Annotated in this window: 23 protein-coding genes; 18 read left to right on the top strand and 5 right to left on the bottom strand. The window is 65.0% G+C overall.

Annotated elements, in window-relative coordinates:
- From E1748_RS30335 to E1748_RS30315, 5 genes are all read left to right on the top strand, one after another.
- Nucleotides 1–4,428, top strand: a 4,428-nt coding sequence (locus E1748_RS30335) for a non-ribosomal peptide synthetase (RefSeq protein ID WP_133650997.1), incomplete at its 5' end; no start/stop codon positions are given.
- Nucleotides 4,425–5,351 (top strand): iron-siderophore ABC transporter substrate-binding protein, encoded by a 927-nt coding sequence (locus E1748_RS30330; RefSeq protein WP_133650996.1) that lies wholly within the window; start codon nt 4,425–4,427, stop codon nt 5,349–5,351. The genes E1748_RS30335 and E1748_RS30330, both read left to right, overlap by 4 nt.
- A 5-nt stretch (nt 5,352–5,356) precedes the next feature.
- Nucleotides 5,357–7,366, top strand: coding sequence for a Fe(3+)-hydroxamate ABC transporter permease FhuB (fhuB, locus tag E1748_RS30325; protein ID WP_166653659.1), 2,010 nt, complete (start codon nt 5,357–5,359; stop codon nt 7,364–7,366).
- Nucleotides 7,367–7,399: 33 nt separating this feature from the next.
- Complete coding sequence (locus tag E1748_RS30320) at nt 7,400–9,088, top strand: cyclic peptide export ABC transporter (protein WP_133650994.1); 1,689 nt, start codon at nt 7,400–7,402, stop codon at nt 9,086–9,088.
- Between the two features lie 11 nt (nt 9,089–9,099).
- On the top strand, nt 9,100–9,936 hold the full coding sequence (locus tag E1748_RS30315) for an ATP-binding cassette domain-containing protein (RefSeq protein WP_133650993.1): 837 nt from the start codon (nt 9,100–9,102) through the stop codon (nt 9,934–9,936).
- 53 nt (nt 9,937–9,989) lie between these two features.
- On the opposite strand, the gene E1748_RS30310 is transcribed toward E1748_RS30315, so the two are convergent.
- Complete coding sequence (locus E1748_RS30310; protein ID WP_133650992.1) at nt 9,990–10,421, bottom strand: ACT domain-containing protein; 432 nt, start codon at nt 10,419–10,421, stop codon at nt 9,990–9,992.
- Nucleotides 10,422–10,625: 204 nt separating this feature from the next.
- Between E1748_RS30310 and E1748_RS30305 the strand changes: the two genes are divergently transcribed.
- Nucleotides 10,626–10,826, top strand: a complete 201-nt coding sequence (locus E1748_RS30305; RefSeq protein WP_133650991.1) for a hypothetical protein — start codon at nt 10,626–10,628, stop codon at nt 10,824–10,826.
- Nucleotides 10,827–10,985: 159 nt separating this feature from the next.
- Complete coding sequence (locus tag E1748_RS30300) at nt 10,986–11,645, top strand: glutathione S-transferase family protein (protein ID WP_133650990.1); 660 nt, start codon at nt 10,986–10,988, stop codon at nt 11,643–11,645.
- A gap of 330 nt (nt 11,646–11,975) precedes the next feature.
- Here E1748_RS30300 and E1748_RS30295 read toward each other — a convergent pair whose 3' ends face one another.
- Together E1748_RS30295 and E1748_RS30290 are read right to left on the bottom strand one after the other, a co-directional pair.
- Complete coding sequence (locus tag E1748_RS30295) at nt 11,976–12,512, bottom strand: methylated-DNA--[protein]-cysteine S-methyltransferase (protein WP_133650989.1); 537 nt, start codon at nt 12,510–12,512, stop codon at nt 11,976–11,978.
- A gap of 153 nt (nt 12,513–12,665) precedes the next feature.
- Nucleotides 12,666–13,502 (bottom strand): alpha/beta hydrolase, encoded by an 837-nt coding sequence (locus E1748_RS30290; RefSeq protein WP_240766860.1) that lies wholly within the window; start codon nt 13,500–13,502, stop codon nt 12,666–12,668.
- Nucleotides 13,503–13,863: 361 nt separating this feature from the next.
- On the opposite strand from E1748_RS30290, the gene E1748_RS30285 reads away from it, so the two are divergent.
- Nucleotides 13,864–14,322 (top strand): GNAT family N-acetyltransferase, encoded by a 459-nt coding sequence (locus E1748_RS30285; RefSeq protein WP_133650988.1) that lies wholly within the window; start codon nt 13,864–13,866, stop codon nt 14,320–14,322.
- Nucleotides 14,323–14,357: 35 nt separating this feature from the next.
- On the opposite strand, the gene E1748_RS30280 is transcribed toward E1748_RS30285, so the two are convergent.
- Nucleotides 14,358–14,957, bottom strand: coding sequence for a uracil-DNA glycosylase family protein (locus E1748_RS30280; RefSeq protein WP_133650987.1), 600 nt, complete (start codon nt 14,955–14,957; stop codon nt 14,358–14,360).
- A 189-nt stretch (nt 14,958–15,146) separates the two neighbouring features.
- Here E1748_RS30280 and E1748_RS30275 point away from each other — a divergent pair, with 189 nt between their 5' ends.
- The 5 genes from E1748_RS30275 (at nt 15,147) to E1748_RS30255 (ending at nt 19,175) form a co-directional block, all read left to right on the top strand.
- The gene (locus E1748_RS30275; RefSeq protein WP_133650986.1) at nt 15,147–15,629 is read left to right on the top strand and encodes a hypothetical protein; all 483 of its coding nucleotides are present in this window, start codon (nt 15,147–15,149) and stop codon (nt 15,627–15,629) included.
- Nucleotides 15,630–15,755: 126 nt separating this feature from the next.
- Entirely contained in the window at nt 15,756–16,019 is a 264-nt protein-coding gene (locus E1748_RS30270) for a hypothetical protein (protein ID WP_133650985.1), read from the top strand.
- A 99-nt stretch (nt 16,020–16,118) separates the two neighbouring features.
- The gene (locus E1748_RS30265; RefSeq protein WP_133650984.1) at nt 16,119–16,733 is read left to right on the top strand and encodes a LysE family translocator; all 615 of its coding nucleotides are present in this window, start codon (nt 16,119–16,121) and stop codon (nt 16,731–16,733) included.
- Nucleotides 16,734–16,940: 207 nt separating this feature from the next.
- Nucleotides 16,941–18,545, top strand: coding sequence for a threonine ammonia-lyase, biosynthetic (ilvA, locus tag E1748_RS30260; RefSeq protein WP_133650983.1), 1,605 nt, complete (start codon nt 16,941–16,943; stop codon nt 18,543–18,545).
- 39 nt (nt 18,546–18,584) lie between these two features.
- On the top strand, nt 18,585–19,175 hold the full coding sequence (locus E1748_RS30255) for a short chain dehydrogenase (RefSeq protein ID WP_133650982.1): 591 nt from the start codon (nt 18,585–18,587) through the stop codon (nt 19,173–19,175).
- 14 nt (nt 19,176–19,189) lie between these two features.
- On the opposite strand, the gene E1748_RS30250 is transcribed toward E1748_RS30255, so the two are convergent.
- On the bottom strand, nt 19,190–19,555 hold the full coding sequence (locus tag E1748_RS30250) for a hypothetical protein (protein WP_133650981.1): 366 nt from the start codon (nt 19,553–19,555) through the stop codon (nt 19,190–19,192).
- 318 nt (nt 19,556–19,873) lie between these two features.
- Between E1748_RS30250 and E1748_RS30245 the strand changes: the two genes are divergently transcribed.
- From E1748_RS30245 to E1748_RS30225, 5 genes are all read left to right on the top strand, one after another.
- Nucleotides 19,874–20,758 carry an extracellular solute-binding protein gene (locus E1748_RS30245; RefSeq protein ID WP_133650980.1) on the top strand — a complete coding sequence of 295 codons (885 nt, stop codon included), beginning with the start codon at nt 19,874–19,876 and terminating at the stop codon, nt 20,756–20,758.
- Entirely contained in the window at nt 20,755–22,617 is a 1,863-nt protein-coding gene (locus E1748_RS30240) for an ABC transporter ATP-binding protein/permease (protein ID WP_133650979.1), read from the top strand. Before E1748_RS30245 ends, E1748_RS30240 begins: the two co-directional genes overlap by 4 nt.
- 170 nt (nt 22,618–22,787) lie before the next feature.
- Entirely contained in the window at nt 22,788–24,215 is a 1,428-nt protein-coding gene (locus tag E1748_RS30235; protein ID WP_133650978.1) for an MFS transporter, read from the top strand.
- Between the two features lie 44 nt (nt 24,216–24,259).
- Entirely contained in the window at nt 24,260–25,456 is a 1,197-nt protein-coding gene (locus E1748_RS30230; protein ID WP_133651017.1) for a CaiB/BaiF CoA transferase family protein, read from the top strand.
- A gap of 1 nt (nt 25,457) precedes the next feature.
- Entirely contained in the window at nt 25,458–26,282 is an 825-nt protein-coding gene (locus E1748_RS30225) for a citryl-CoA lyase (protein ID WP_133650977.1), read from the top strand.

Below are 26,282 nucleotides of genomic sequence, written 5' to 3'. Positions count from 1 at the left end.
ATAAACCACCACGACGCACTGCGGCTGCGCTTCACGCAGGATGCAGCAGGCCGGTGGGTGCAGGCGTACGCACAGACAGAAACAGGAACCCAGACACAACCCGACCTGCTGTGGATTCGCGAGGCCAAAGACGCTGCACAGATCGAGGCACACAGCGAAGCCGCCCAGCGCAGCCTCGACCTGACAAAGGGCCCATTACTGCGCGCGGTACTGATGCGGATAGAGGACGGCAGCACACGGTTGCTGCTGGTGATCCACCACCTGGTAGTGGATGGCGTGTCGTGGCGCATCCTGCTGGAGGACCTGCAGACGGTGAGCGCGCAGATCCAACGCGGAGAAGAGATAGCACTCCCGGCCCGCACGGACTCATACCAGTGGTGGTCGCAGCAACTGCAGCAGTACGCACAAAGCGACGCACTCAACAACCAGCGCGAGTACTGGGAAGAAGTGAACCGGACCCCGGCCACGCTGCCGTGCGACATGCCCACAGGCACAAACCGTGTCGCAGACCGTCAGCAGGCGACCCTGAAGCTGGACAGCACCCAGACACAGCGCCTGCTGCAGCAGGCGCCAGCAGCGTACCGCACACAGGTGAACGACCTGCTGCTCACCGCACTGGGTCGAGCGCTATGCGGATGGACGGGACAGGAGCGTATCCGGCTGGACCTGGAAGGCCACGGCCGAGAGGACGTATTCGAGACAGCAGAAGTCAGCCGCACGGTAGGCTGGTTCACGAGCGTGTACCCGGTGAGTCTGGAGCCGGGTGGAGAACTGGGTGAAGCAGTAAAGCGCGTGAAGGAGGGTCTGCGCGCAGTGCCGCAGCGAGGGCTGGGCTACGGCGTGCTGAGCAACGTGGCACATACCATCAAGCAGACAGACCCCTCACAGGTCGTATTCAACTACCTGGGCCAGCTCGACGGCAGCTTCTCCGAATCCAGCACCTGGCAACCCGCGAAAGAATCGCCGGGCCGCTCACAGGACGATAGCGCGCCGCTCGTCTACGCACTGTCCGTCAACGGCCGCGTGCTCGACGATGCGCTCACGCTGACGATCAGCTACAGCAACAAGCGATACAACGAACAAACCATAGAAGCACTGCTCACCGCGTACCACAACGAACTAACCCAACTGATCGACCACTGCACAAGCGGAGAAACAGGCGCATCAGGTGCAACACCATCCGACTTCGAACTCGCCGCTCTGACCCAACCCGAACTCGATGCACTGCCGCTGGCACTGCACGACGTCGCCGAGATCTATCCGCTGTCGCCGATGCAGTCGGGCATGCTGTTCCATACGCTGTATTCGCCCGGTCGCAGTGTTTATCTGAACCAGTTGCGCGCAGACATCGACGGGCTGGACATCGAGCGCTTTCGCGCCGCATGGGTCGAGGTCGCGGCGCGGCACGATATCCTGCGTACAGCGTTCGTGCCGCAAGGCGAGGGCTGGCTGCAATGGGTCGCGCGTTCGGTCGACGTGCCGTTCGTCGAACACGACTGGCGCGACCGCAACGCTGCGGCACATAACGCACTCGACGACCTCGCGAACCACGAACTCGCCGAAGGCTTCGACGTGACGCGCGCACCATTGCAACGCATCGTGCTGATCCGCACAGGCGAGCAGCGGCATCACTTCGTGTGGACGCATCATCACGTGCTGATGGATGGCTGGAGTGTTTCGCAACTGCTCAGCGAAGTGCTGCGTCACTACAGCGGACAGCGTTTGCCTGCGCACGGCGGTCGCTATCGCGACTACATCGGCTGGCTGCAAACGCGCGACACGCACGCGAGCGAAGCGCACTGGCGTCGTCAGCTCGAACGTCTCGACGAGCCGACTTATCTTGTCGATGCGGTTCGCCGCGGCCAGCCTGCACGCAGCGACGAAGCCACGCATGCGGCGCACACGCTCGAACTCGATCCGGCCGCGACCGCGCGTCTCGTCGCGTTCGCACGCCATGAGCGCGTGACGGTGAACACACTGGTGCAGGCCGCGTGGGCGCTGCTGCTGCATCGCTATACGCAGCGATCGTCGGTGGTGTTCGGCGCGACGCTCGCGGGCCGGCCGGCGGAACTGCCCGGCGTGTCGCATCTGCTTGGTCTCTTCATCAACACGTTGCCGGTGATCGCCGAACCGCGCGCGGGCATGCGGCTCGGCGACTGGCTGCGCGATCTGCAGCAACAGGGGCTAGCTGCGCAGGAGCATGCGCATACGCCGCTGTACGACATCCAGCGCTGGGCCGGCTCGCACGGACAGAGTCTGTTCGATACGGTCGTCGTGTTCGAAAACTATCCGGTCGATGAGGCGTTGAAGGAAGCGTCGCCGGGCGGCTTGAGCATCGCCAACGTTCGCGCGTCGGACGAAACCAGTTACGCATTGACGCTCGGCGTCGTGCAGAGCGACACGCTGAAGCTCGACTACCGCTTCGCCCGCAATGCATTCGCCGACGACGAGATCGCCGGCATTGCACAGCAGACAGCTGCATTGCTGAACGCGTTCGCGGCCGCAGATGCCACGAATCGCCCGCTCGGCGACCTCGCATTGCTCGATGAAAAACAGCAGCGTGCGTTGATTGCGCTGGGCGAGCATCAAGCAACGATGCACCCTGCACAGAAACAACCGGTGCCCGCGCTGATCGAAGCGCACGCACAACAGCAACCCGACGCGGTCGCACTGCTCTGCGGCGACGTCGCGCTGAACTACGGCGAGCTGAACGAGCGAGCCAATCGCCTCGCGCACCGTTTGATTCGTCTCGGTGTCGCAGCGGAAGTACGGGTCGGCTTCGCGGTCGAGCGTTCGGTCGACATGATCGTCGGTCTGCTCGCCGTGCTGAAAGCAGGCGGCGCGTACGTGCCGCTCGATCCCGCGTACCCGGCCGAGCGTCTCGCGCACATGATCGACGACAGCGGCATTGGCCTGCTGCTCACGCAGTCGCATCTGCATGCACGCGTGCCGGTGCCGGCGCAACTCGCCTGCGTGGATCTCGATACGCTCGACGTATCCGCTGAACTCTCCAGCAATCCGCTCGCGGCGCTGCACGACGATCAACTCGCGTACGTGATCTACACGTCGGGCTCGACGGGCAAGCCGAAGGGCGTCGCCGTTGCGCACGGCGCGCTGTCGATGCATTGCCAGGCCATCGCAGCCCGCTACGGCATCACTGCTGCCGACCGTCAACTGCACTTCTCGTCGATCAGCTTCGATGCGGCCGGCGAGCAATGGCTCGTGCCGCTGATCAGCGGCGCGTCGGTCGTGCTGCGCGACGATTCGGTGTGGGCCGCGCAGCGTCTCGCCGACGAGATCGCAACAAAGCAGATCACGGTGCTCGACCTGCCGCCCGCGTATGCGAATGCATTCGCGCAGGAGATCGAGCCGGGCGCGGTGTCGGTGAAGACCTGCATCGTCGGCGGGGAAGGGTGGTCGCGTAGCGGCTTCGAGATCGTGCAGCGGAATCTGCGGCCCGAGCGGATCTTCAATGCGTATGGCCCGTCGGAGACGGTGATTACATCGACGGTGTGGCAAGCCGATTCGTCGACCGAGTGCACGGGTATTTACGCGCCGATCGGCACGCCAGTCGGCGAGCGCCGCGCGTACGTGCTGGACCCGGCGCTTGCGCTGGTGCCGCAGGGTGTCGTCGGCGAACTGTATCTGGGCGGCACGGGGCTCGCGCGCGGCTATCTGAATCGCTCGGCACTCACGGCCGAACGCTTCGTGCCCGATCCGTTCGATGCGCACGGCGGCCGGCTCTATCGCACCGGCGACCTCGCGCGCTGGAATCGCGCGGGCGAACTCGAATACGTGGGCCGTACCGACGAGCAGGTGAAGGTGCGAGGTTTCCGCATCGAACCCGGCGAGATCGAAGCGACGCTGCTTGCGCAGGCCGGTGTACGCGAAGCGGCGGTTGTCGTACGCGAGGTGGCCGGTGCGCCGCGACTCGCTGCATTCGTCGCCGCGCAAAGCGGGACGACGCTCGATGCTGCCGCACTGAAGGCCGCGCTCGCCGAACGCCTGCCTGACCACATGGTGCCTGCTTCTATCGTTATACTCGACGCCCTGCCGGTTACGCCGAACGGCAAACTGGACCGGCGCGCGTTGCCTGCGAGCGAGCCGGCAGCGACGCAAGCGTACGAAGCGCCACAAGGCGAACTCGAAGAAACGGTCGCGCGCATCTGGCTCGATGTGCTCGGTGTGGAGCGCGTGGGACGGAGCGACAACTTCTTCGAACTCGGCGGAGATTCGATTTTCAGCCTGCGGGTCCAGCGGCGCATCGCGCAGCAACTCGCGGTCGACATCGAACTCGCCGCGCTGTTCGCCGCGCCGACACTCGAAGCGTTTTCTGCCGCCGTCGCCGCCGCGCAATCGCGCGCTACGACTGAACCTGATCGCCTGACCGATGAAATGCAGTCCATTCTTTCCGAGCTGATGCAATGAACCGACGCGGGATGCTGACCGCGTTGCTGGGCGCGGGCGCGTTTGCCGCGACCGCGGCTTTCGACTGCGCGCGTGCCTCTACGTCGCCTACGTCGCCTACGCCGCCTACGCCGCGCCGTGTCGTCGTGCTCGACTGGGTGCTGACGGAGATCGTGCTGTCGCTCGGTGTGGTGCCGGTCGGCATCGCGAACACGCAGGGCTTCGCGCACAGCTATCCGGCGAGCGATCTGCCGGCGTCGGTCGTCGATCTCGGTCTGATGTTCCAGCCGAACATGGAACTGCTGGTCGCGCTGAAGCCCGACCTGATCGTGATCACGCCCGCTCATGCGACGCTGCGTGAGTCGCTCGAACGGATCGCGCCGACGGTCACGCTCGGCATCCATCGCGCGGCCGACGCACCGTACACCGCCGCCCGGATGGAAACGCTGCGGCTCGCGCGGATGCTCGACTGCGAAGCGCGCGCCGCGACGCTATTCGCGCAGACGGACAAGACGCTCGATACCGCACGCGCGACGCTCGCCGCGATGCCCGCCGTGCGCACGGCACCGCTCTACGTGGTGCGTTTTCTCGACGAAGCGCATCTGCGGGTATTCGGTGCGCACAGTTTCTACGGCGAACTGCTCGCGATGCTCGGCCTGCACAACGCATGGCAGCGTACGACCAACGCGTCGGCGTTCTCGACCGTCGGCATCGACGCGCTCGGCGACGTACCCGACGCGACGCTGCTGTATCTGAAACCGCTCCCCGTTCTGGCCGCAAAGATGATGAAAACCAGCCCGGTATGGCACGCGATGCCGTTCGTCACGAGCCGTCGCATGCTGGTGCTGCCCGACGTTCCGCGCGATGGCGGTCTGCCGTCCGCGATGTATTTCGCCCGCGCGCTCGTCGGTGCGCTGACCGACCGCACGACGGGGGCCGCGTGAAGAGCGTGGCGACACCCGTTTTCGCGGCATCGCGGCGCATGCCGCTGCTGCCGGTCAGCATCGTCGCGATCGCGGCGCTGCTGCTGACGCTGCATCAACTGGGCGGACGTTTGCCGCCGCAGCTGTGGTGGCAGGCGCTCGTCGATCCGTCGCCGAACGACCTGCGGCAACTGCTCGTCCACTACGGCGACCTGCCGCGTATCGCCGTAACGTTGCTGTGCGGCGCGGCGCTCGGCGTTGCCGGCGTCGTGACCCAGCAGGTGCTGCGCAATCCGCTCGCCGAACCGATGACGCTCGGCATGTTCTCCGGCTCCTATCTCGCGATGTCGCTCGCGACGGTCTATGCGCCGGTGCTGCTCGACTCGGGCCGCGACGTGGTCGGGCTGGCGGGCGGCGCGACCGCGCTCGCGGTCGTGTTCCTGATCGCGGCGCGACGCGGCATCTCGCCGCTTGCGCTGATCCTCGGCGGGATGATCGTCAACCTGTGCTGCGGCGCGTTGACGCTCGCGCTCGCGATCTCGCACTACGATCTGCTGAGCGGTCTGATGATCTGGGGCGGCGGTTCGCTCGGCCAGCACGACTGGAGCGTTGCGCAGGCGCTCGCGATCCGCCTCGTGCCGTGCGCGGCATTGATGCTGCTGTGCCTGCGTCCAATGGCGGTGTTCGACGTCGGCGACGCGGTGGCGAGCAGTCTTGGCGTGTCGCTGCGTTTCACGCGCGGCGCGGCGCTGTTTTTAACGCTGCTCGTGACGGCGTTCGTCGTCAGCGCGGTCGGCGTGATCGGTTTCATCGGGCTGGCTGCGCCGACGCTCGCGCGTCTTGCAGGCGCGCGCCGATTGCAAGACCGGATGCTGTGGGCGCCGCTGTTCGGCGCTGCGCTGCTGTGGCTCGCGGACCAGCTCGCGCAGCAGTTCTCCGGTCTGTACGGCCAGCCGATTCCGACCGGCGCCCTGACGACGCTGCTCGGTGCGCCGCTGTTGCTGCTGCTGTTGCGGCGCTTGCATGGTCGTCCCGATCTGACGCGTACGGTCGTGCAATCGCCGGCGCCGCTGTCGACGCGTGCATTGATTACCATCAGCGTGTCGAGCATCGTGCTGCTCGCGGTCGCGATCGGGCTGTCGCTTGCGGTTGGACGCGGACTCGATGGCTGGCACGTCAGCGGACCGCAGGGCGTCGCCGCGCTGCTGTTCCTGCGTTGGCCGCACGTCGTCGCGGCGATGGGCGTCGGCGTGCTGCTCGCGCTTGCTGGCGGCGTGATCCAGCGGATGACCGGCAATCCGATGGCGAGTCCCGATCTGCTCGGCATCACCGCCGGCGGCGCACTCGGCCTGACCGGCGCGCTTTTTCTGACCGCGCATCCCGGCGTGCCGACGTACCTCATATGGTGCGCGGGCGGCGCGGTGCTTACGCTCGGCGCGCTGATCCTGTTTGCCCGCGCCTCGTCATATGCACCCGATACGCTGGTGCTGGCGGGCGTGACGATCAGCGCAGTGTTCCAGGCCGTGTCGACGCTGGCGATGGCCAGCGACGATCCGCGCGTGATCATCCTCTACAATCTGCTTGCAGGGTCGACCTACAACGTCAGCGCGACAGCGGCGGGCGTCGTGGCCGTCGCGGCACTGGCGGCGCTCGTCGCGGTGCCGTTCTGCCGGCGCTGGCTGGAGATTCTGCCGCTCGGCGGCGCGGTATCGCGGGGGCTCGGCGTCAACATCACGGTCGCGCGCGTGACGCTGCTGCTGCTGAGCGCGCTACTCACCGCCGCCGCGACGCTGGTGATCGGTCCGCTGTCGTTCGTCGGTCTGATGGCACCGCACATGACGCGCCTGCTCGGCGTGCGGCGCGCGATGCCGCTGCTGTTTATTTCCGCTGCGTTCGGCGCGGCGTTGATGGTCGCCTCCGACTGGCTCGGCCGCTGGGTTGTGTTTCCGCAGGAAATGCCGGCGGGCGTGATGGCCACGTTGCTGGGCGGCGCCTATCTGATCGTTGCGATGTTCATCCGCAGCTCGCGAGATTAAACCGGTTCATGACGTACACATATCAGAGGTCCCATGCACTTGCTTCTGCAACTCGCCCGTAAGTCTCGCGGCATTCTGTTCATCGCGCTGGTGACGAGCCTGATCAGCGGCTTCGGCAACGCCGGTCTGGTCGCACTGATCAACCAGGCACTCAGCGCGTCGCGCGAGCGGCTCGGCGTACTCGGCCTGGAATTCCTCGCGCTCGGCGTCGTGGTGCTGCTCACGCGCACGCTGTCGCAGACGCTCTTCATGTATCTCGGTCAGAAAGCGAAGGCGACGCTGCGCATGCGCACGATCCGCCGCATCGGCGAGGCGTCGTACCGGCATCTCGAACAGCAGGGCGCCGCGCGTTCGATCTCCGTGCTGACCGGCGACCTCGACTCGATCGTGATGTTGTTCATCAGCATGCCGGCACTCGCGATGCAGGGTGCGGTGATCGTCGGCTGCCTCACGTATCTCGGCTATCTGTCGTGGAAGATCCTGCTGTTCGCGATCGTCACGATCTGCATCGGCTCGATTGGTTTCCGGCTCGCGAACAAGCGCGCGCTGTTCCATCTGCGCGCATCGCGCAGCCGCGAGGACGATCTCGTCAAGCATTTCCGCGCGCTCTTTGACGGTGCGAAGGAACTGAAGCTGCATCGCGAGCGCCGCGAGACGTTCATCGACAACACGCTCGCGACCAACGTCGAAGCGGTGCGCGTGCAGCGCACGCGCGGCTACGTGCTGTATGCGGCGGCCGCGAGCTGGGGCAGCTTCATCCTGCTCGCGTTTATCGGCATTACGCTGTTCGTCGTCGCGCGGCTGTTCCCGGTCGACGTGCACGTGATGTCCGGCTACGCGATGGTGTTCCTGTACATGATCATGCCGATCGAGGCGCTGCTGTCCGCGATTCCGAACGTCGGCTCGGCGCGGGTCGCATTCGAGCGGATCGAGAAGGTCAATGCCGATCTGCCGCTCGACACCGCGAAGCCGGCGAAAGCCCCCGCGTCGTTCGAGAGCATCGTGCTCGACGGCGTCATGCATCGTTACTTCCGCGAAAAGGAAAACGAGATGTTCACGCTGGGACCGGTGAACCTGTCGTTCAAGCCCGGCGAGATCGTCTATCTGATCGGCGGCAACGGCAGCGGCAAGACCACGCTCGCGAAGATGCTGGTCGGCCTCTATCCGCCCGAGGGCGGTCGTATCCTGCTGAACGGCAAGCCGGTCGACGAAGCGGATGCCGACGTTTATCGCCAGCACTTCTCGGTCGTCTTCAGCGACTTCTTCCTGTTCGATAGCCTGCTCGGGATTCAGTCCGCCGACGTCGACGGCAAGGCGCTGGAATATCTGAAGTACCTGCAGCTCGACCACAAGGTGACGATCAAGGACGGCGCGTTCTCGACGATCGATCTGTCGCAAGGGCAGCGCAAGCGGCTCGCGCTGCTCGTCACGTATCTGGAGGACCGGCCGTTCTACGTGTTCGACGAATGGGCCGCCGACCAGGACCCGCTGTTCAAGGACGTGTTCTATAAACGCCTGCTGCCGGAGTTGCAGGCCAAGGGCAAGACCGTCCTCGTGATTACCCACGACGACCGCTATTTCCATCTCGCCGATCGCTACATCAAGCTCGATTTCGGCCAGGTGGCCGAACAGGGTCGCGGCGATGAACTGCAGGCTGGTTATCATGGCACGGCGCAGACGCGCGACGTGCAGCAGGGCCCGCTCGTCGCGTCCGCGACCTGAACGGATTCACCATGAACGCGAACCCTTCGCTGCTCGAAGCGGCCTCCACCGAAGTCAGCCACCACACGGCCGATGCGCCGATGTACGAACTCGACGAAGTATCGTTCGGCGTCGGTGGGCGCACGCTGCTGCATCCGCTGACCCTCACGCTGCCGACGCGGCGCGTGTGCGGTTTGATCGGCCACAACGGCTCGGGCAAATCCACGCTGCTCAAGCTGCTCGCGCGCCAGCAGGAACCGATGAGCGGCACCGTGCGCTTCGGCGGATGCTCGCTGCGCGACTGGGAGAGCCGTGCGTTCGCGCGCAAGGTTGCGTATCTGCCGCAGCAGCCGCCGGCTGCCGAAGGGATGACCGTGCGCGAGCTGGTCGCGCTCGGCCGCTATCCGTGGCACGGCGCGCTCGGTCGCTTCACGTCGCGTGATGGCGACAAGGTGCACGAAGCGATGCAGCTCACCGATCTGCTGCGCTTCGCGGACCGCACCGTCGACAGTCTTTCCGGCGGCGAACGGCAGCGTGCGTGGATCGCGATGCTGGTCGCGCAGGACAGCGAATGCCTGCTGCTCGACGAACCGATTTCGGCGCTCGATATCGCGCATCAGCTCGAAGTGCTCGACCTCGTGCGTAATTTGAGTCAGCAACGCGGGCTCGGCGTTGTCGTCGTGCTGCACGATATCAACATGGCGGGTCGCTTTTGCGACGACCTGATCGCGTTGAAGGGCGGCCGGCTGCTCGCGAACGGGCCGGCTGCGCAACTGATCGACGGTGAGACGCTCGGTGCGATCTACGGCGTGCCTATGGGTACGGTTCCGCATCCGCGTGGTGGGTTGCCGATCAGCTTTGCTTATTGAACGTGGTTTGATTCACAGGTGCTGCTGCGCCTTTCGCTTCATTTTCGTTTCAGTTAGCGCGATGTCTGGGCCGCCGAGTCGCGCTGCAACCGTTCAAGCGCGGCCATTGCCCGCTGCGCGTCGGCTAGCGGCACGAAGATGTGATCGTGATACGCAGCCGCGACCACATTACAGCTGATTCCCTCTGCACCGAGCGCATTCGCGAACGCCGCTGTTAGACCGACCGCTTCGAGATCCGAGTGGACGGTCAGCGTGATCCACGCGGCGCGAAACAGGATCGGCACGCCGCTTTTTAACGCCGCGTTCAGTTCGACGATCAACGTCAAACCTTCCCGCTCGCGAAACGTCGCCACGACGTCAGGGCCGAGCGGATCCCACGACACCTCCGCTTTTACATCGATCGATACGAATGCGACCTGACGGTCGTCGAGTACCGGTTGCATCGATGCGAGCAGTACGCGTAGATCGGAAATGGGTGAGGTCATCGGGGCGGCCCTGATTGGGGAAGTGTCCAGAGTATGACGTGCGGTGTGGCGAGGCAATGCGCGCTGCAGCGGGGGGACGCGACGCTCCGCACCATTTCAGATTGCCTGCGGTAGACTACTTCATACGAATGACCGGCAGAGTGAAGCACTGGCTCGCGCCGCTGCGGGTATCGCCCGGGCAATGCGGGGGCAACGATGGAACAGATGTTCATGCTTCGCGGTCGCGCAGTGGCGCGGCTTCTGGAAATACGCAACGACCTCACGTCGCGCGGCGCGGGTGCGGCCGCGCCGAATCCGACGCTCGCCGCCGTCGAGCACCTGCTGTTCGATCTGCGCGCGGGCCGGATCAACGACTTCGTGCTGCCCGTCGACAACCCCATCCATGTGTTCGTCACCGACGCCTAGCGTTTCGGTCGCGGTACAGCGGCACGCAGGCTGCCGCAAAAAATCTATCGGGCGGATGTCGATTTCCGTCTCGTTCCTTCGTCGTCAGGTGGAGTGCGGCCTGTTCGCTGCTGCAATGGCAATGGGGTCGCGTTTCTTTCACGACGCAAGGTGACGACGATGCCCCTGAAGCTCTATGCCCATCCTTTTTCCTCTTATTGCCAGAAGGCGCTGATCGCGCTGTACGAAAACGACACGCCGTTCGAATGGCGCGTGCTCGCGCACGACAATCCGCAACTGATGGCCGAATTCGCCGGTCTCTGGCCGATGAAGCGTTTTCCGCTGCTGGTCGATGGTGCGTGCGTGGTGACCGAGGCGTCGATCATCGTCGAGTATCTCGGGCTGCATTATCCGGGGCCTGTCGCGCTGTTGCCCGCTGATCCGCACGCCGCGCTCGAGGTCCGCGAGATGGACCGCTTCTTCGACAACTACGTGTCGACACCGCAGCAGGGGATCGTCTACGACGCGTTGCGTCCGGCGACGGAGCGCGACCCGCGCAGCGTCGCCGATGCGTGCGCGATGCTCGATACCGCATACGCATGGCTCGACCGGACGATGGCTGATCGCGAGTGGGCGGCAGGCGACCGTTTCAGTCTCGCCGATTGTGCGGCGGCGCCGTCGCTGTTTTACGCGGACTGGTCGCACCGGATCGATGCGTCGTTCGTGAACGTGATCGCGTACCGGAACCGGCTGCTCGCGCGGCCGTCGTTTGCGCGTGCGGTCGATGAGGCCCGGCCGTATAGGCCGCTGTTTCCGCTTGGGGCGCCTGATCGCGATTGAGTGTGAGCACGCGGTGGTTAGAAAAAAGCCTCGTCGACAAACGACGAGGCCGCTAAAGATCACACACGCGCTTTTGGGGAAGCGCATGACCTAAGCTACTGGGTTCGCGTGCTTCGAACAAGATGAAAGAACGTCGCTGTGGCCTCTCGGCAGCGCGCGGGTATTACCGTTTCAAACATAGGCCCGGGCGTGCGCGATGCGCGCGTACGGCGCCCGCTTCGGATTCGCGAACCGCGGAGCGGGGCGTTCGATGTGTACGCTACCGCACACGCGATGCGATGGCGTGACGTCTGAGCAACGCCGATCGGCATCGCGGCATGACGTCTTTGCTCAACGTGCAGCAAACAGATCGTTCACCGGAGCCAGCGCGCCTTCATGTTCGAGCAGCCAGCGCTTGCGATGCGGGCCGCCTGCATAACCCTTCAGTTCACCGTTGCTGCCGATCACGCGATGACACGGCACGATCACCTCGACCGGATTCGCGCCGACGGCCGCACCGATATCGATCGCTGCGCGCGGATCGGTGAAGCCGAGTGCGCGTGCGAGTTCGCCATAAGTTTTCGTGCGGCCTGGTGGGATCTCGAGCAGTGCAACCCATACGCGGCGTTCGAGATCGGAGCCTGCGGTATCGGTGACGAGCGAATCGAGCGCGTGCAGATCGCCGGCGAAGTAGCGGTCGATTGCCGTGACGTGTGTGGGCGACGGCGGCGCGTCGATCAGTTCGTAGGTGTCGTAGCGTGCGCGCAGCAGACGATGCAGCCGCGCGCGGTGATCGGCGAATTCGAATGCGTGAATATGCGCGGACTCGTCGGTGACGAGCAGCATGTCGTCGAGCGGCGTGGCGATCGTGGTCAGATGAAGCTTCATGACGGCTCCCGGAATCGAAATCAGTATCGGTGGTGGGGGGCGCGGCGACTGCGCTGCACCCATACCGCTACGTTAGTCCCGATACCACGTTCGTACACTCCGGGTCTTGCTCTTTAATTCGCTTCGATGCGTTTCAATGCGCGTCAGTTTGCTTCAGTTCGTCGATGCCTTTTCCGTCTCGCGCATCCAGCCCACGATGTCGTCGATGACCTTGTCCTCGATCCCATAGTAGCCGTGCGGCGACAGCGACCCGCAGGTGTTCGGCGTCGCGGCGTCGCCGCCCTGTTCGTGCAGCACGGTAACGTGCGTGTTGCGCATCGATTTCGCGATCTTGTCGGCCATCGTCGGCAGCGCGACCTTGCAGGCGTCGCTGGCATTCGCGACGACGAGCGCGGGCACGCGGACGTTTTCCGGCTGCGCATCGAATACCGTCTCACCCGAGCGGCCCAGGATCGACACGGATTCCGTCAGTACGACGCCCGCAAGCTGGCCCGGCTCCGCATGCGACGCGGCGCTCATCGCGGCGATCGATCCCTGGCTCGTGCCCATCGCCCAGACCGGCGCATCGGTGTGCCGGTGCGCGAACGCGACGATCTTCTTCAGCACCGGGACGTACGCGGACGTGCTGCGCTGACCGCGCATCGACTGACGATCGAGCGCATCGACGATGACCACCGCATAGCCCTTGCGTGCCCAGCGTTCGCGGGTCCGCACGAGAAAGTTGTTGCCTTCGCGGATCGTGCCGTTGCGTTCGATGCCGATGTCGTCGGCGCCGCCGGGAAACATCACGATCACGCCGCGCACCGTGGATTCGGGCCCGTAGTACAGCACGCGCTGGAAGTTGCCGTTATCGAGCGGGAGGTCTTCGACGGTCTGCGTGACGGCGATGCGTGGTGTGGACTCGTCCTGCGCGGCTTGCGCGGTGTGGGCCCAGCAGGCCGCGATGACGGCGACGGACGCGACGGTCGCAGCGATGCGATGAGAAAGCACTCGAATACTCCTTGCCGGATGGCGAACGAACGGTGGGGCGCCGTCATCGTAGTGCAACGCGATCCAGATGAAAAATACATTCGAAACGCAGTTGATATATGCGGCGGCTATACCATTCGAATGGTCGGTTATCGCTGTTTGAGGCGGGACGTCATTACAATGGAGCGCTTTCCTCGATGTGTGGCTGTGCAGGTTGCCCGATCGCCGATACGCTGAGCGACGCGCACGGACTTTCCGGTGAACGCGCGCCGCGACCGCTGCGACGAGCCTGCAAGTCCGCTGGCGGCGTTCAGGTTTTACCCACGGGGCTTCGGCTACCGTTTCCACGCAAGATAGTTGTTCAAGCTTCAGGAGTTCGCACTTGGAACAGATCGTTTTCCGCTCGGCCACGCTTGCCGATCTTCCCGCGATCGTCGCGCTGCTGGCAGACGATTCACTCGGCCACGAGCGCGAGAATCTCTCGACGCCGCTCGATGCCGTCTACGTCGCCGGCTTTCATGCGATCGAAGCGGATAAGAACCAGCGTCTGGTGGTGGCCGTCGATGGTGACGAAGTGATCGGGACGTTGCAGCTCTCGTTCGTTCCCGGCATCGCGCGGCACGGCATGTGGCGCGGCCAGATCGAAGCGGTGCGTGTTGCGGTGCCTCGCCGTGCTTCCGGTCTTGGGCAGCGGATGATCGAGTGGGCCGTCGATCAATGCCGTTCGCGCGGTTGTGGGCTTGTGCAGTTGACGACAGACAAACGCCGTATCGATGCGCAGCGGTTCTACGATCGGCTCGGGTTCGTCGCGAGTCATGAGGGCTACAAGCTTTCGCTGTAGATGCGGCGACACGCCCATCGCAACACCGCCGCCCCTCACTCCACCAAAACCTCCGCGACCCGCTCGCGCAACATCGGCACGATCTCGTCATCAAACCACGGATGACGCTTGAACCACGCGATATTGCGCGGCGACGGATGCGGCAGCGCGACCATCGACGGGCCATGCTCGCGCCACGCGGCGACCGTCTCGGTCAGTGACACATGGCGCTGAGCACCGAGCACATGCCGCTGCGCATACTGACCGATCAGCACCGTCAGTTCGATACGCGGCATCGCCGAGCGCAGCCGCTCGAACCACAGCGGCGCGCACTCGGGACGCGGTGGATTGTCGCCGCTGCGTCCTTTGCCCGGATAGCAGAAGCCCATCGGCACAAGTGCGATGCGGGTCTCGTCGTAGAAGGTTGCATCGTCGACGCCGAGCCATTGACGCAGCCGCTTGCCGCTCGCGTCGTCCCACGGAATGCCGCTCGCATGCACGCGCGCACCGGGCGCCTGGCCGACGATCAGCACGCGCGCATCCACCGATGCACGCACGATCGGCCGTGGCCCGAGCGGAAGATGCGCGGCGCAGACGGTGCACGCGCGGATGTCGCGTAGCAGGGTGGAGAGGGCGGTGCGAGGCGAGGTGCTCATCAGGACAAGGACTGAAACGATGGGGGTAAGGCTGACTCGCGCAGTGTAACGCGCGTCACCGGTTGTTGACGGCCATCGTCCAGCGGCATTACTTTCAGGCTTTCGTCGTGGTGGTCTTCGCGTTGCAGCGCCGCCGCGATGCCGCACCCCGTTCAACGCTGTCAAGTGAAAGGTAAAAGGTAAAACCCGATGACCGAAGCCGTCGATTCCACCGACGAAGACCACGTGGTCCTGCTCGATGACGTTCCCGTTCCCGCCGCCGATGCGTCGGACCCTTTCATGGTCGCCAACGAGCGGCGCGTGGCGATCGCATACCGGATCGGTGAGAGCGAGTACGACCGGCTCGGCCCGTTCGCCGAAGACGACGAGCCGTTCTGCGTCGTCGTGCTGAGCGACGCGGCGTTCCATCAGTTCGGGCCGCCGCACGATGGTGATCTCGCTGCGCATCCGCTCGCGTCGCGCGGGCTGCGTCCGTATGCGGCGCACGAAGTGCTGAACGCTTCGCTGGTGCGAGATTCGTGGGGGCCGCCGTCGGAGACGAACCGCCTGCGCCACTTCGTGTTCACGTTTCAGGACAGCACGTTCGAATGCGTCGCGACCGACTGCACTGCTGCGGGCGTGTACGGCAACGACGAGATTGCGCGTCGCGAGGCGTTTTCGCTTTGCGCATAGCGTGTGCCCATCCGCGCGCCGCGCGCACACAGTCGTTCAGGATCAAGCGGTTACGTGGGATTGCAGCCGCTTATCCACAGTGTTGCGAACAGAAGATGGGGATAAGTCGGTCGAGGGGAGAGAGACGTGGCTGAATCGCAGGTGCAAAAACTGATCGACCTGCTCGGCAGCGTCGCGATGTACAACGACAAGGGTTTCGAGTGGCGGCGCGATTCCGCCGAACAGATCGCGCAATTTCGGCGCGACGCGCAGGACGAGATCCTGCAACGGGTGGCCGATATCGGCGACGATCGATTTCCGGCGTCGTTGCTTGCCGCGCTGAAGGACGGCCGCGCCGCGCAGGATGGGTCGGGCTGTTTTCAGGATGAGATGAAGCGGCATTTCACGTGACCTCGCAGTGACGTGACTACGAAGCGCAGCAGTTGAAATGCCCGCCGCCCGATGAGACGATAGGCTCATCGTCACTGCCACCCTTCGCCGGAGCCTGTCATGTCCCTGTCCGTCTATCTCGCTTTTCTGCTGGCCTGCATCGTCATCGTGATCGTGCCGGGTCCGGCGGTGACGCTGGTCGTCGCGAACAGCATGCGTCATGGACGCCGTGCGGGGCTGCTGAACGTCGCGGGAATTCAGGTCGGGCTCGTCGTGATGGTGGGCGTCGTGCTGCTCGGGTTGTCGTCGCTGGTCGCGGCGATGGGCGAGTGGTTCACGTGGGTGCGTCTTGCCGGCGCGGCTTATCTGGTGTGGCTCGGCTGGAAACTGCTGACGGCTTCCGGCGATCTTGATGCAGGGTCCGCGCCCCGCAAACCGCGCGGCGGATTCTTTCTGCAGGGCTTCGTGGTGTCGCTCAGCAATCCGAAGACGCTGCTGTTCTTCGGCGCGTTCTTCCCGCAGTTCATCGATCCGGCTCGCGGCTTCACGGTGCAGGTGCTGATCATGGGCGCGACGTCGATGGTCGTCGCCGCGCTGTCCGACAGCTCGTACGCGCTGCTCGGTTCGCGCGCGGGGGCGTCGTTGTCGCGTCGGCGGGTGCGCTGGATGAGTCGCGCGAGCGGCGCGACGTTGATCGGCGGTGGGCTGTGGCTCGCGCTGTCGCGAACGAAATGATTGCAGCCCGGGATTGACAACCCATCCACCGATCGACGAAGATCGAACCCATGAACCGCCAGGCCCATCCGATCGCGCTGATTATTCGCTCCATTCTACGAATGGTGGGTTAGCGCGCGTCTTACGGTCTGCACAACAACCCGCCCCACGAGGCGGGTTTTTTGTTTCCGCCTCCTGGTGCTGAACCTTTCGAACCAGGAGTTTGCCTTGTCCTCACTTGCTGTCCTCGCGCCCGAGCGCACGGAAACCGTCGACACCGACACGGATACCGACGCCGTTCCCGCGCCCTACGACTACCTGAAAAAAATCCTCACCGCGAAGGTGTACGACGTTGCGCGCGAGACGGAGCTGGAACCGGCGCGTGCGCTGTCGGCACGACTGGGCAACACGGTCTATCTGAAGCGCGAGGACAACCAGCCGGTGTTCTCGTTCAAGCTGCGCGGCGCTTATAACCGAATGGCCCACATCGAGCCCGATGCGCTCGCACGTGGTGTGATTACCGCGTCGGCGGGCAATCATGCGCAGGGTGTCGCGCTATCGGCGGCACGCATGGGTGTGAAGGCGGTAATCGTGGTGCCCGTGACCACGCCGCAGTTGAAGGTCGACGCAGTACGCGCGCACGGCGGTCCGACCGTTGAGGTCGTGCAGATCGGCGAGTCGTACAGCGATGCGTATGCACACGCGCTGCAATTGCAGCAGGAGCGTGGCCTGACCTTCGTCCACCCGTTCGACGATCCGCACGTGATCGCCGGTCAGGGAACCGTCGCGATGGAAATCCTCAGCCAGCACCAGGGACCAATCCACGCGATCTTCGTACCGATCGGCGGGGGTGGGCTCGCCGCAGGGATCGCCGCGTACGTGAAAGCGGTGCGCCCCGAGATCAAGGTGATCGGCGTACAGACCGAAGACTCATGTGCGATGGCGCAGTCGCTGAAGGCAGGCGAGCGGGTCACGCTTGCTGAAGTCGGTCTGTTCTCCGATGGCACGGCTGTGAAGCTCGTCGGCGAGGAAACGTTCCGGCTGTGTCAGGCGTATCTGGACGACGTACTGGTGGTGGACACCGACGCGCTGTGCGCTGCGATCAAGGACGTGTTCCAGGACACGCGGAGTGTGCTTGAGCCGGCCGGTGCCTTATCGGTGGCGGGAGCCAAGCAGTACGCGGAGCGCGAAGGGATCGAAGGACAGACGCTGGTGGCCGTCACCTCCGGCGCGAACATGAACTTCGACCGGATGCGCTTCGTCGCGGAGCGTGCGGAAGTGGGTGAAGCGCGCGAGGCGGTGTTCGCGGTGACGATCCCCGAAGCACGCGGCAGCTTCCGGCGTTTCTGCGAACTGGTGGGCAGCACGCGCAGCGTCACGGAATTCAACTACCGGATCGCCGATGCGCAGGCCGCCCACATCTTCGTCGGCGTGCAGATCCGCAACCGCGAGGAGCCGGCGCAGATCGCGGCGAGCTTCGAGGCACACGGCTTCGCGACCGTCGACCTGACGGGCGATGAACTGTCGAAGCAGCACATCCGCTACATGGTGGGCGGACGCTCGCCGCTCGCACGCGACGAGCGGATGTTCCGCTTCGAGTTTCCGGAGCGTCCCGGCGCGCTGATGAAGTTCCTGTCGTCGATGGCGCCGGACTGGAACATCAGCCTGTTCCACTATCGGAACCAGGGCGCCGACTACAGTTCGATCCTGGTCGGCATCCAGGTACCCGACACCGATCACGCCGAATTCGTCCGCTTTCTCGCGACGCTCGGTTACCCGTACTGGGAAGAGAGCGACAATCCGGTGTACAAGCTGTTTCTCGGCTGCCGGTAGTCACGAAGGAAGCGCGGCATACGCCGCAAGGAGAGTCCGATGAAGATCCTGTTGATCGGCGCGGGTGGCACGATCGGAACGGCGGTCGCGGCGCGGCTGGAAGCGCGTCACGAGATCGTGCGTGCGTCGCGCAATGGCGCGTTGAAAATCGATCTCACCGACGCCCGTTCGATCGATGCGCTGTTCTCACAGATCGGCGCGATCGATGCGATCGTCTGCTGTGCGGCGAGCGCGCCGCTCTGTCCGCTCGACTATCTGACCGAAGACTTCATCCGCGAAGGGATGCAGGCCAAATTGCTCGGCCAGATCGCGCTGGTTCGTCACGGGCTGACGTCGTTGCGCGACGGCGGCTCGGTCACGCTGACGAGCGGCCGTTTCGACGGGCCGCTCAAAGGCAGCGCGCTCGGTCGTCTGGTCAATGAAGGGCTGGAGGGTTTCGTGAAGGGCGCGGCGCCGGATCTGCCGCGCGGTCTGCGCGTGAATGCGGTGAGCCCCGGCTGGGTCCGCGAGACGCTGCTGCAGTTGAAGCTCGACCCGACGCCGGGCTTACCCGCTCAGGTCGTCGCGCAGTCGTATGTCGATGCGGTGGAGTGCTCGATCAACGGGATGATTCTGTCGCCGGGGCGCTGACGATCGACTGGCGCTCAGTCATTCGGCCGCTTCTCCGCCAGCGCGCGTTCGCAGTCCGCCAGCACCTGGACAACCAGCCGCGCTTCAAAGTTCAGATCGTCGGTGTCGAGAATTTCCTCGACGGCGTCGCGTGCCCATGCCGCGTCGATGAACCACGCGTGCTGTCGCGCGATTTCGAGCGCAAGTGCAGACAGCCGCGCGACGCTCAGCCAGTCGGCTTCGCACCGGTGCCGGTCGAGCCACTTGTGCGCGGCCTGCACGTGAAACGACGCGTCCGGCCAGGACTCGTTCAGATAGAAGGCACCGAGGCTTCCGCAGGTCAGCCAGCACAGCAGCTCGGTGCGGTCGCGTGGGCTCAGATGGTGGCGCACATCACTCATGGCGACGCTCGCAGTGGTGAATCCCTTCGTGAATCCGGTTCGATTGCGTGAGACATTTAGCCGCATGCGAACCCCGTTCGACGCGCGGCCCTCTCCGCTCGATGTGCTTAAACGATAGCACGCGACGACGCACGCCGGGAAGGCGTGTAAGTCCCACTTTGCGGTGTTCCGCGCGGCGTTGCAAGGACCGCGAGCGTACCCGGCAACACGCGCCGAAGCGCCCTCCGATCCCTCTATACCGACACTATGTCCAACCCCATGCCGCGCGCGCTTCAGACGTCGTAATATATGGGCCTTTATAACGCTACGGGAAATCTCATGATGCGCAAATGGCTGATGTCCATCGCGATCGTCGCGGCTGCGGCGGCTGCTGCGTCGGCGGGCAACGTGTACGCGGCGGACGATACCGTCGACGTGCTGTACGCCGGCTCGCTGGTGAATCTGATGGAGCGCAGTGTCGGACCGGCGTTCGAGAAGGAAACGGGCCTGCATTTCCGTGGCTACGCGGCCGGTTCGAACAAGATCGCGAACGAGATCAAGGGCAAGCTGCGGCGCGGCGACGTGTTCATCAGTGCGAGCCCGAAGGTCAATACGAGCCTGATGGGCGCGGCGAACGGCGATCATGTGAGCTGGTACGTGAATTTCGCGGAGTCGCCGCTGATGATCGGCTACAACCCGAAGAGCCGCTTCGCGAAAGACTTCAAGACGACGCGCTGGGACAAGGTGCTGCAGGAGCCGGGCATCCGCATCGGCCGCACGGATCCGAAGCTCGATCCGAAGGGTGCGTTCACCGTCGAGATGATGACGAAGGCCGCGCAGCTGTATCAGCAGCCGGACCTCGTCGAGAAGACGCTCGGCGCGCCGGAAAATCCCGAGCAGGTGCTGCCTGAGGAAACGCTGGTCGGCCGTCTGCAATCGGGCCAGCTCGACGCGGGTTTCTTCTACTCGACCGAAACCTCCGACCTGAAAATCCCGTCGCTGCGTCCGGCGCCGGAACTGCAGGCGAAGGCAAGCTACACGCTGACGATCCTCGCCGACGCGCCGAATTCCGCCGGTGCAACGCGCTTCGTCAACTTCCTGCTGAGCGAGAAGGGCCGCGCGCTGTTGAAGGAACACGGCGTCGACGTGGTCAAGCCGACCGTGACGGGTAACGGCCAGGCGCTGCCGCCGTCGCTGCAAGCCGTCATCGACGCCGCGCAATGACGCAAGCCGCAGCAGTGCGGCCAGGCGCGGCGCGCCCGCTGCGCTGGCTCGCCGTACTGCTCGCGGTTTATCTGTGCGCGCCGTTCCTCGCGAGCATTCCGCAGATCGGTCACGCGGACTGGGCCGGCGTCGACTGGCGCGCGACGTGGTCGGCGGTCGGTGTGTCGGCGGCGAGTGCGAGCGTGTCGGCGCTGATCATTCTGGTTGGCGGCGTGCCGCTCGGGTACTGGCTCGCGCGTTCGTCGTCGCGTGCGATGGCCGCGCTCGGTTTTGTCGTGCAGTTGCCGCTCGCGTTGCCGCCTTTGACGAGCGGCGTGCTGCTGCTGTTTTTGCTTGGGCCGTATAGCTGGATCGGCCAGGCGTTCGGCGGCGTGCTCACCGATTCATTCGCCGGCATCGTGCTCGCGGAGACCTTCGTCGCCGCGCCGTTTCTGATCATCGCCGCGCGCTCTGCTTTTGCGTCGGTCGATCCCGTGTTCGAAGACGTCGCCGCGACGCTCGGTCATCACGCGGGCAGTCGCTTCTTTCGTGTCGCGCTGCCGGTCGCGTGGCCGGCGATTCGCGCGGGCCTCGCGCTCGCGTGGCTGCGCGCATTCGGCGAATTCGGCGCGACCGTGATGGTCGCGTATCACCCGTATTCGTTGCCGGTCTATACGTACGTCGTGTTCGGCGGCCAGGGGCTGCCGGCGATGATGCCGTTGCTGCTGCCGACGCTCGCGATCGCGATCGTCTGCGCGGCGCTGTCAATCTGGCAACGTCGCGTGCGTATCGATGACGTCACCGCGCGTCTCGTGAACGGCGACGAACCGCTGGTCGTGCCGGCAGACGAAGACCGCAGCGAAGATACCGCCGAGCCGCCACGCCTTGCGTTCGAACTGCGCCGCACGCTCGGCACGTTCGATCTCGACGTCGCGTGGTCGCCGTCTACTCGACGGCTCGCGATCATCGGCCCGTCGGGCTCGGGCAAGTCGCTGACGCTGCGGTTGATCGCCGGTCTCGAGCGCAACGACGCGGGCCGCGTCGCGCTCGGCACGCTGGACCTCGGCGCGTTGCCGACCGAGCGTCGGCAGATCGGCTACATGCCGCAGGACTACGGACTCTTTCCGCACATGACGGTCGCGCAGCAACTCGCGTTTCCAGTCGATGCGGATGCGGCGAGCGCGCGTTACTGGGTCGATCATCTGGGCCTCGCGACGCTGACGCAGCGGTTGCCGCATCAGCTGTCGTTCGGTCAGCGGCAGCGTGTCGCGCTGGCGCGTGCGCTGACGCGGCACAGTCAGTTGCTGCTGTTCGACGAGCCGTTCGCCGCGCTCGATACGCCGCGTCGTCGGCGGTTGCAGCAGTCGCTGCGCGCGTTGCAGCGCGAGATTTCGGCGGTGACGGTGATCGTCACGCACGATCCCGACGAAGCCGCGTTGCTCGCGGACGAAGTGCTCGTCGTCGATCAGGGTCGTGTGATCCAGGCCGGCGCGGTGACCGACGTGTTCGAACAACCGGCGACGATGCGTGTCGCCGAACTGCTCGGGTTGCACAACGTCGGCACGGGTGTCGCGAGCGCGCCGGGACGGGTTACCGCGAGCGAAGGCTTCGAACTCGACACGGTGGCGAACCACGCACTCGAACCCGGGCAACCGGTGATGTGGCGCATCGCGTCGCGCGCGATCGTCGCCGCGCAGGATGGTCCGCATACGGGCATCGTCGAGACGATCGGTTTGCGTCGCGGCGAACGCTACGTCGGCGTGCGGATCCACGGCACGTTGCTCGAATTCGCGAGCGACGATGCACGCATCCGCGAGCACGAACCGCAGCGTTTCACGATCGATCCGGCTGGTGTGTCGGTGTGGTCACAACGCGTGTAGCGGTCGCCGCAGGTCTCTTTTTCCAGTCACTTCCCAAGTAAAAACCCTGGTCCTCAACCGGACCAGCGGCGCGCTATCATGCGTTACATTAAATAGAACGTCGTTCTATCAGATAGAACGACGTGTCGATACCGCGTCAGGCTCGCCCGACGCGCAAAGGAGATCCTGTCATGGCCAGCTTCCCGCTCGACGCTGCGCACGCGTCGCCCAGTTCAAGACCCGGTGCTGTCGGCGCGGGTTCGCGCATCAACGCGCGGATCGATCGGTTGCCCGCTACGCGCACGGTGTGGATGCTGGTGTTCCTGCTGTCGATCGGCGGTTGGTTCGAGTTCTACGATCTGTTCTTCACCGCGTACGTCGGCCCCGGCCTCGTGAAGAGCGGGCTGTACTCGACGACGACCGCGTCGTTCTTCGGCTTCTCCGGACTCGGCGCGTTCGTCGCGGCATCGTTCGCGGGTCTCTTCATCGGCACGTTTTTTCTGACGCGCCTCGCGGACCGCTACGGACGCCGCGCCGTCTTCACGATGTCGCTGCTGCTGTACTCGTTCGCGACGCTGGTGATGGCGTTCCAGACCAGCTCGTCCGCGATCAATCTGTGGCGGTTGATCGCCGGCATCGGCGTCGGCGTCGAACTCGTGACGATCGACACCTACGTCAGCGAGCTGGTGCCGAAGCATCTGCGCGGGCGGGCGTTCGCGTTCGTGCATCTGGTGCAGTACACGGCGGTGCCGTCGGTGGCGCTGTGCGCGTGGTGGCTTGTGCCGCAGACGCCGTTCGGCATCGACGGCTGGCGCTGGGTGGTGATCATTGGTGCGCTGGGTGCGCTCGTCGTGTGGGCGATTCGTCGACGTGTGCCGGAGAGTCCGCGCTGGCTCGCGCAGCAGGGTCGTCATGACGAAGCCGAAGCGGTGATGCGCAAGCTCGAAGCGAAGGTCGAAGCCGAGTACGGCCGCGCGCTGCCGCCCGCCGATGCGCTCGATGAACCGACCCAACCGCGTGCCCGCTTCAGCGAAATCTGGCAGCCGCCGTATCGCCGCCGCGCGATCACGATGCTTGTCTTCAACCTGTTTCAGGCGATCGGCTTCTACGGTTTTGCGTCATGGGTGCCGACGCTGCTCGTATCGAAGGGCGTGACGATCACGCACAGCCTGATGTACTCGTTCGTGATCGCGATCTCGAATCCGTTCGGCCCGCTGCTCGGTCTCGCATTCGCCGATCGGATCGAGCGCAAGACGCTGATCGTGCTGTCTTCGCTGGGCATCGCGGTGTTCGGCAGCTTGTTCGCGATGCAGACGTCGCCTGCCGCGTTGATGGTGCTCGGCGTGTTGATCACGCTATGCGGCACGCTGCTTTCCGTCGGTTATCACGCGTACCAGACCGAACTGTTCCCGACGCGGATGCGTGCGACGGCCGTCGGTTTCGTCTATTCGATGTCGCGTCTGTCCGCGATGTTCTCCGGCTTCATGATCGCGTTCGCGTTGCGGCATGCAGGTGTGCCCGGCGTGTTCGGGCTGATCAGCGTGGCGATGGTTGCGGTGATGGCGGCGATCGGGATTTTCGGGCCGCGCACGAACGGCCGCACGCTCGACGAGATCTAGTGGTGAACAACACAGTGAACACGATTGAACAGACTGGAGCGACGATGTTGCCGTTGGCGGGTGTGAAGGTGCTGGATCTGTCGAACGTGCTGGCCGGGCCGTTCTGCGCGTATCAACTGGCGCTGCTCGGCGCCGACGTGACGAAGATCGAGCATCCCGACGGCGGCGATCTCGCGCGACGTCTCGGTGCCGACAAGGACGCGGCGGCGCGCAACATGGGCGCGTCGTTCGTCGCGGTGAATGCGGGCAAGCAGTCGGTCACGCTGAATCTGAAGGACCCGCGCGGCAAGGCGATCCTGCTCGATCTCGTGAAAACCGCCGACGTGCTCGTCGAGAATTTTCGTCCCGGCGTGATGGCGCGACTCGGCCTCGATTACGACACGCTCGCGGCCGTCCGTCCGCAACTGATCTATTGCGCGATCTCCGGTTTCGGCGCGGACGGCGAACTGTCGCGCCGGCCGGCGTACGATCAGATCATCCAGGGGATGTCCGGTGCGATGAGCGTGACCGGCGACGCGGACAGCGCGCCGTTACGCGTCGGCTATCCGGTGTCGGACACGGTCGGCGGCATCACGGCGGCGTTCGGTATCTGCGCGGCGCTCGTCGATGCGCGCACGACCGGCAAGGGCAGGATGCTCGACGTGTCGATGCTCGAAGCGACGCTCGCGACGATGGGCTGGGTCGTGTCGAACTATCTGAACGCGGGCGTCGAGCCGACGCCGATGGGCAACGAGAATTTCACGGCCGCGCCGTCCGGCACGTTTCGCACCGGCGACGGCCTGCTGAACATCGCGGCGAACGAGACGCGGCAGTTCGTGAGCCTGTGCGAACTGATCGGCCGTCCCGATCTGCCGACCGACGAACGCTTCGCCGCACGCGATGTGCGCAAGCAGAATCGCGCGGCATTGAAGGTCGAAATCGAAGCGGCGCTCGCACACGACAGCGCGACGAACTGGGACGCGAAGCTGCTCGAACGCGGCGTGCCGGGTGGTCGCGTGCTGTCGGTGCCGGAGATTCTTGCGCATCCGCATCTCGCGACGCGTGGTTTTATCCGCGAGCTGCCCGCACAACCTGGCGAAGCGCCGCAGCGCGTGACGCGTGCGGGCTTCCGCGTGAGCGGCGCGGATGCCGCGCCTGCGACGCCGGCGCCTGAACTTAGCGCTCATACGCGCGAGGCTCTCGGTCAGCTCGGCTATGACGACGCGCACATCGACCGGCTGCATGTTGAAGGAGTGATTTGATATGACCGAGAAACTCGACGCCGCTGCGCTGTGCGCGGACTACTGGAGCACGTCGATCATCGACATCCATCCGGGCTCGATCCGCATGCGCGGCTATCCGGTGCAGGAGCTGATCGGCAACGTGAGTTTTCCGCAGATGATCTGGCTGATGCTGCGCGGCGAACTGCCCGGCGACGCGCAGGCGAAGCTGTTCGAAGCGGCGCTCGTCGCATCGGTGGATCATGGGCCGCAGGCACCGTCGATCGCGATCTCCCGGATGGCGACGAGTTGCGGGCTGCCGCTGAACGGCGCGATGGCCTCGGCGATCAACGCACTCGACGACGTGCACGGCGGCGCCGGACAGCAGGCCGTCGAACTGTACGACGAGATCGCGCAACGCATCGATGCGGGCACGCCGTTCGATGCAGCGATCGAGCAGGGCGTCGATGCGTTCATCGAGACGCGCGGCAAATATCTGCCGGGCTTTGGGCATCGCTTTCATCCGGTCGATCCGCGTGCGCCGCGCTTGCTGGCGCTCGTCGATGAACAGGTGGAGGCGGGTGTCGTCGTCGGGCGTTATGCAGCGATTGCGCGTGGCATCGAAGCGTTGTTAAACGCGCGCAAGGGCAAGCCGGTGCCGATGAACATCGACGGCGTGAGCGCGGTGATTTACGCAGAGTTGGGGTTTGCGGCAGAGCTGGCGCGCGGCGTGTTCTGTCTGTCGCGTGCGGTCGGGATTCTCGCGCATGCGTGGGAGCAGCGCGGACGTCATGAGCGGAACAAGGGGCCTATGCCAAGGCAGGTTGCGTATCGTTATACCGGTGAGGCGGAACGGCACCTGGGGTGA

Source organism: Paraburkholderia flava (assembly GCF_004359985.1).
In the GTDB taxonomy this organism is placed as follows: domain Bacteria; phylum Pseudomonadota; class Gammaproteobacteria; order Burkholderiales; family Burkholderiaceae; genus Paraburkholderia; species Paraburkholderia flava.
Note: the sequence above shows the minus strand (reverse complement) of the source record. Positions and strands in the feature narration are given on the sequence as shown.

Bases quoted from the DNA above. Each gene is read 5' to 3' on its own strand.
- E1748_RS30330 (WP_133650996.1), top strand. From the start codon at position 4,425: ATGAACCGACGCGGGATGCTGACCGCGTTGCTGGGCGCGGGCGCGTTT.
- E1748_RS30320 (WP_133650994.1), top strand. From the start codon at position 7,400: ATGCACTTGCTTCTGCAACTCGCCCGTAAGTCTCGCGGCATTCTGTTC.
- E1748_RS30315 (WP_133650993.1), top strand. From the start codon at position 9,100: ATGAACGCGAACCCTTCGCTGCTCGAAGCGGCCTCCACCGAAGTCAGC.
- E1748_RS30310 (WP_133650992.1), bottom strand. From the start codon at position 10,421: ATGACCTCACCCATTTCCGATCTACGCGTACTGCTCGCATCGATGCAA.
- E1748_RS30305 (WP_133650991.1), top strand. From the start codon at position 10,626: ATGTTCATGCTTCGCGGTCGCGCAGTGGCGCGGCTTCTGGAAATACGC.
- E1748_RS30300 (WP_133650990.1), top strand. From the start codon at position 10,986: ATGCCCCTGAAGCTCTATGCCCATCCTTTTTCCTCTTATTGCCAGAAG.
- E1748_RS30295 (WP_133650989.1), bottom strand. From the start codon at position 12,512: ATGAAGCTTCATCTGACCACGATCGCCACGCCGCTCGACGACATGCTG.
- E1748_RS30280 (WP_133650987.1), bottom strand. From the start codon at position 14,957: ATGAGCACCTCGCCTCGCACCGCCCTCTCCACCCTGCTACGCGACATC.
- E1748_RS30275 (WP_133650986.1), top strand. From the start codon at position 15,147: ATGACCGAAGCCGTCGATTCCACCGACGAAGACCACGTGGTCCTGCTC.
- E1748_RS30265 (WP_133650984.1), top strand. From the start codon at position 16,119: ATGTCCCTGTCCGTCTATCTCGCTTTTCTGCTGGCCTGCATCGTCATC.
- E1748_RS30255 (WP_133650982.1), top strand. From the start codon at position 18,585: ATGAAGATCCTGTTGATCGGCGCGGGTGGCACGATCGGAACGGCGGTC.
- E1748_RS30250 (WP_133650981.1), bottom strand. From the start codon at position 19,555: ATGAGTGATGTGCGCCACCATCTGAGCCCACGCGACCGCACCGAGCTG.
- E1748_RS30245 (WP_133650980.1), top strand. From the start codon at position 19,874: ATGATGCGCAAATGGCTGATGTCCATCGCGATCGTCGCGGCTGCGGCG.
- E1748_RS30240 (WP_133650979.1), top strand. From the start codon at position 20,755: ATGACGCAAGCCGCAGCAGTGCGGCCAGGCGCGGCGCGCCCGCTGCGC.
- E1748_RS30235 (WP_133650978.1), top strand. From the start codon at position 22,788: ATGGCCAGCTTCCCGCTCGACGCTGCGCACGCGTCGCCCAGTTCAAGA.
- E1748_RS30230 (WP_133651017.1), top strand. From the start codon at position 24,260: ATGTTGCCGTTGGCGGGTGTGAAGGTGCTGGATCTGTCGAACGTGCTG.
- E1748_RS30225 (WP_133650977.1), top strand. From the start codon at position 25,458: ATGACCGAGAAACTCGACGCCGCTGCGCTGTGCGCGGACTACTGGAGC.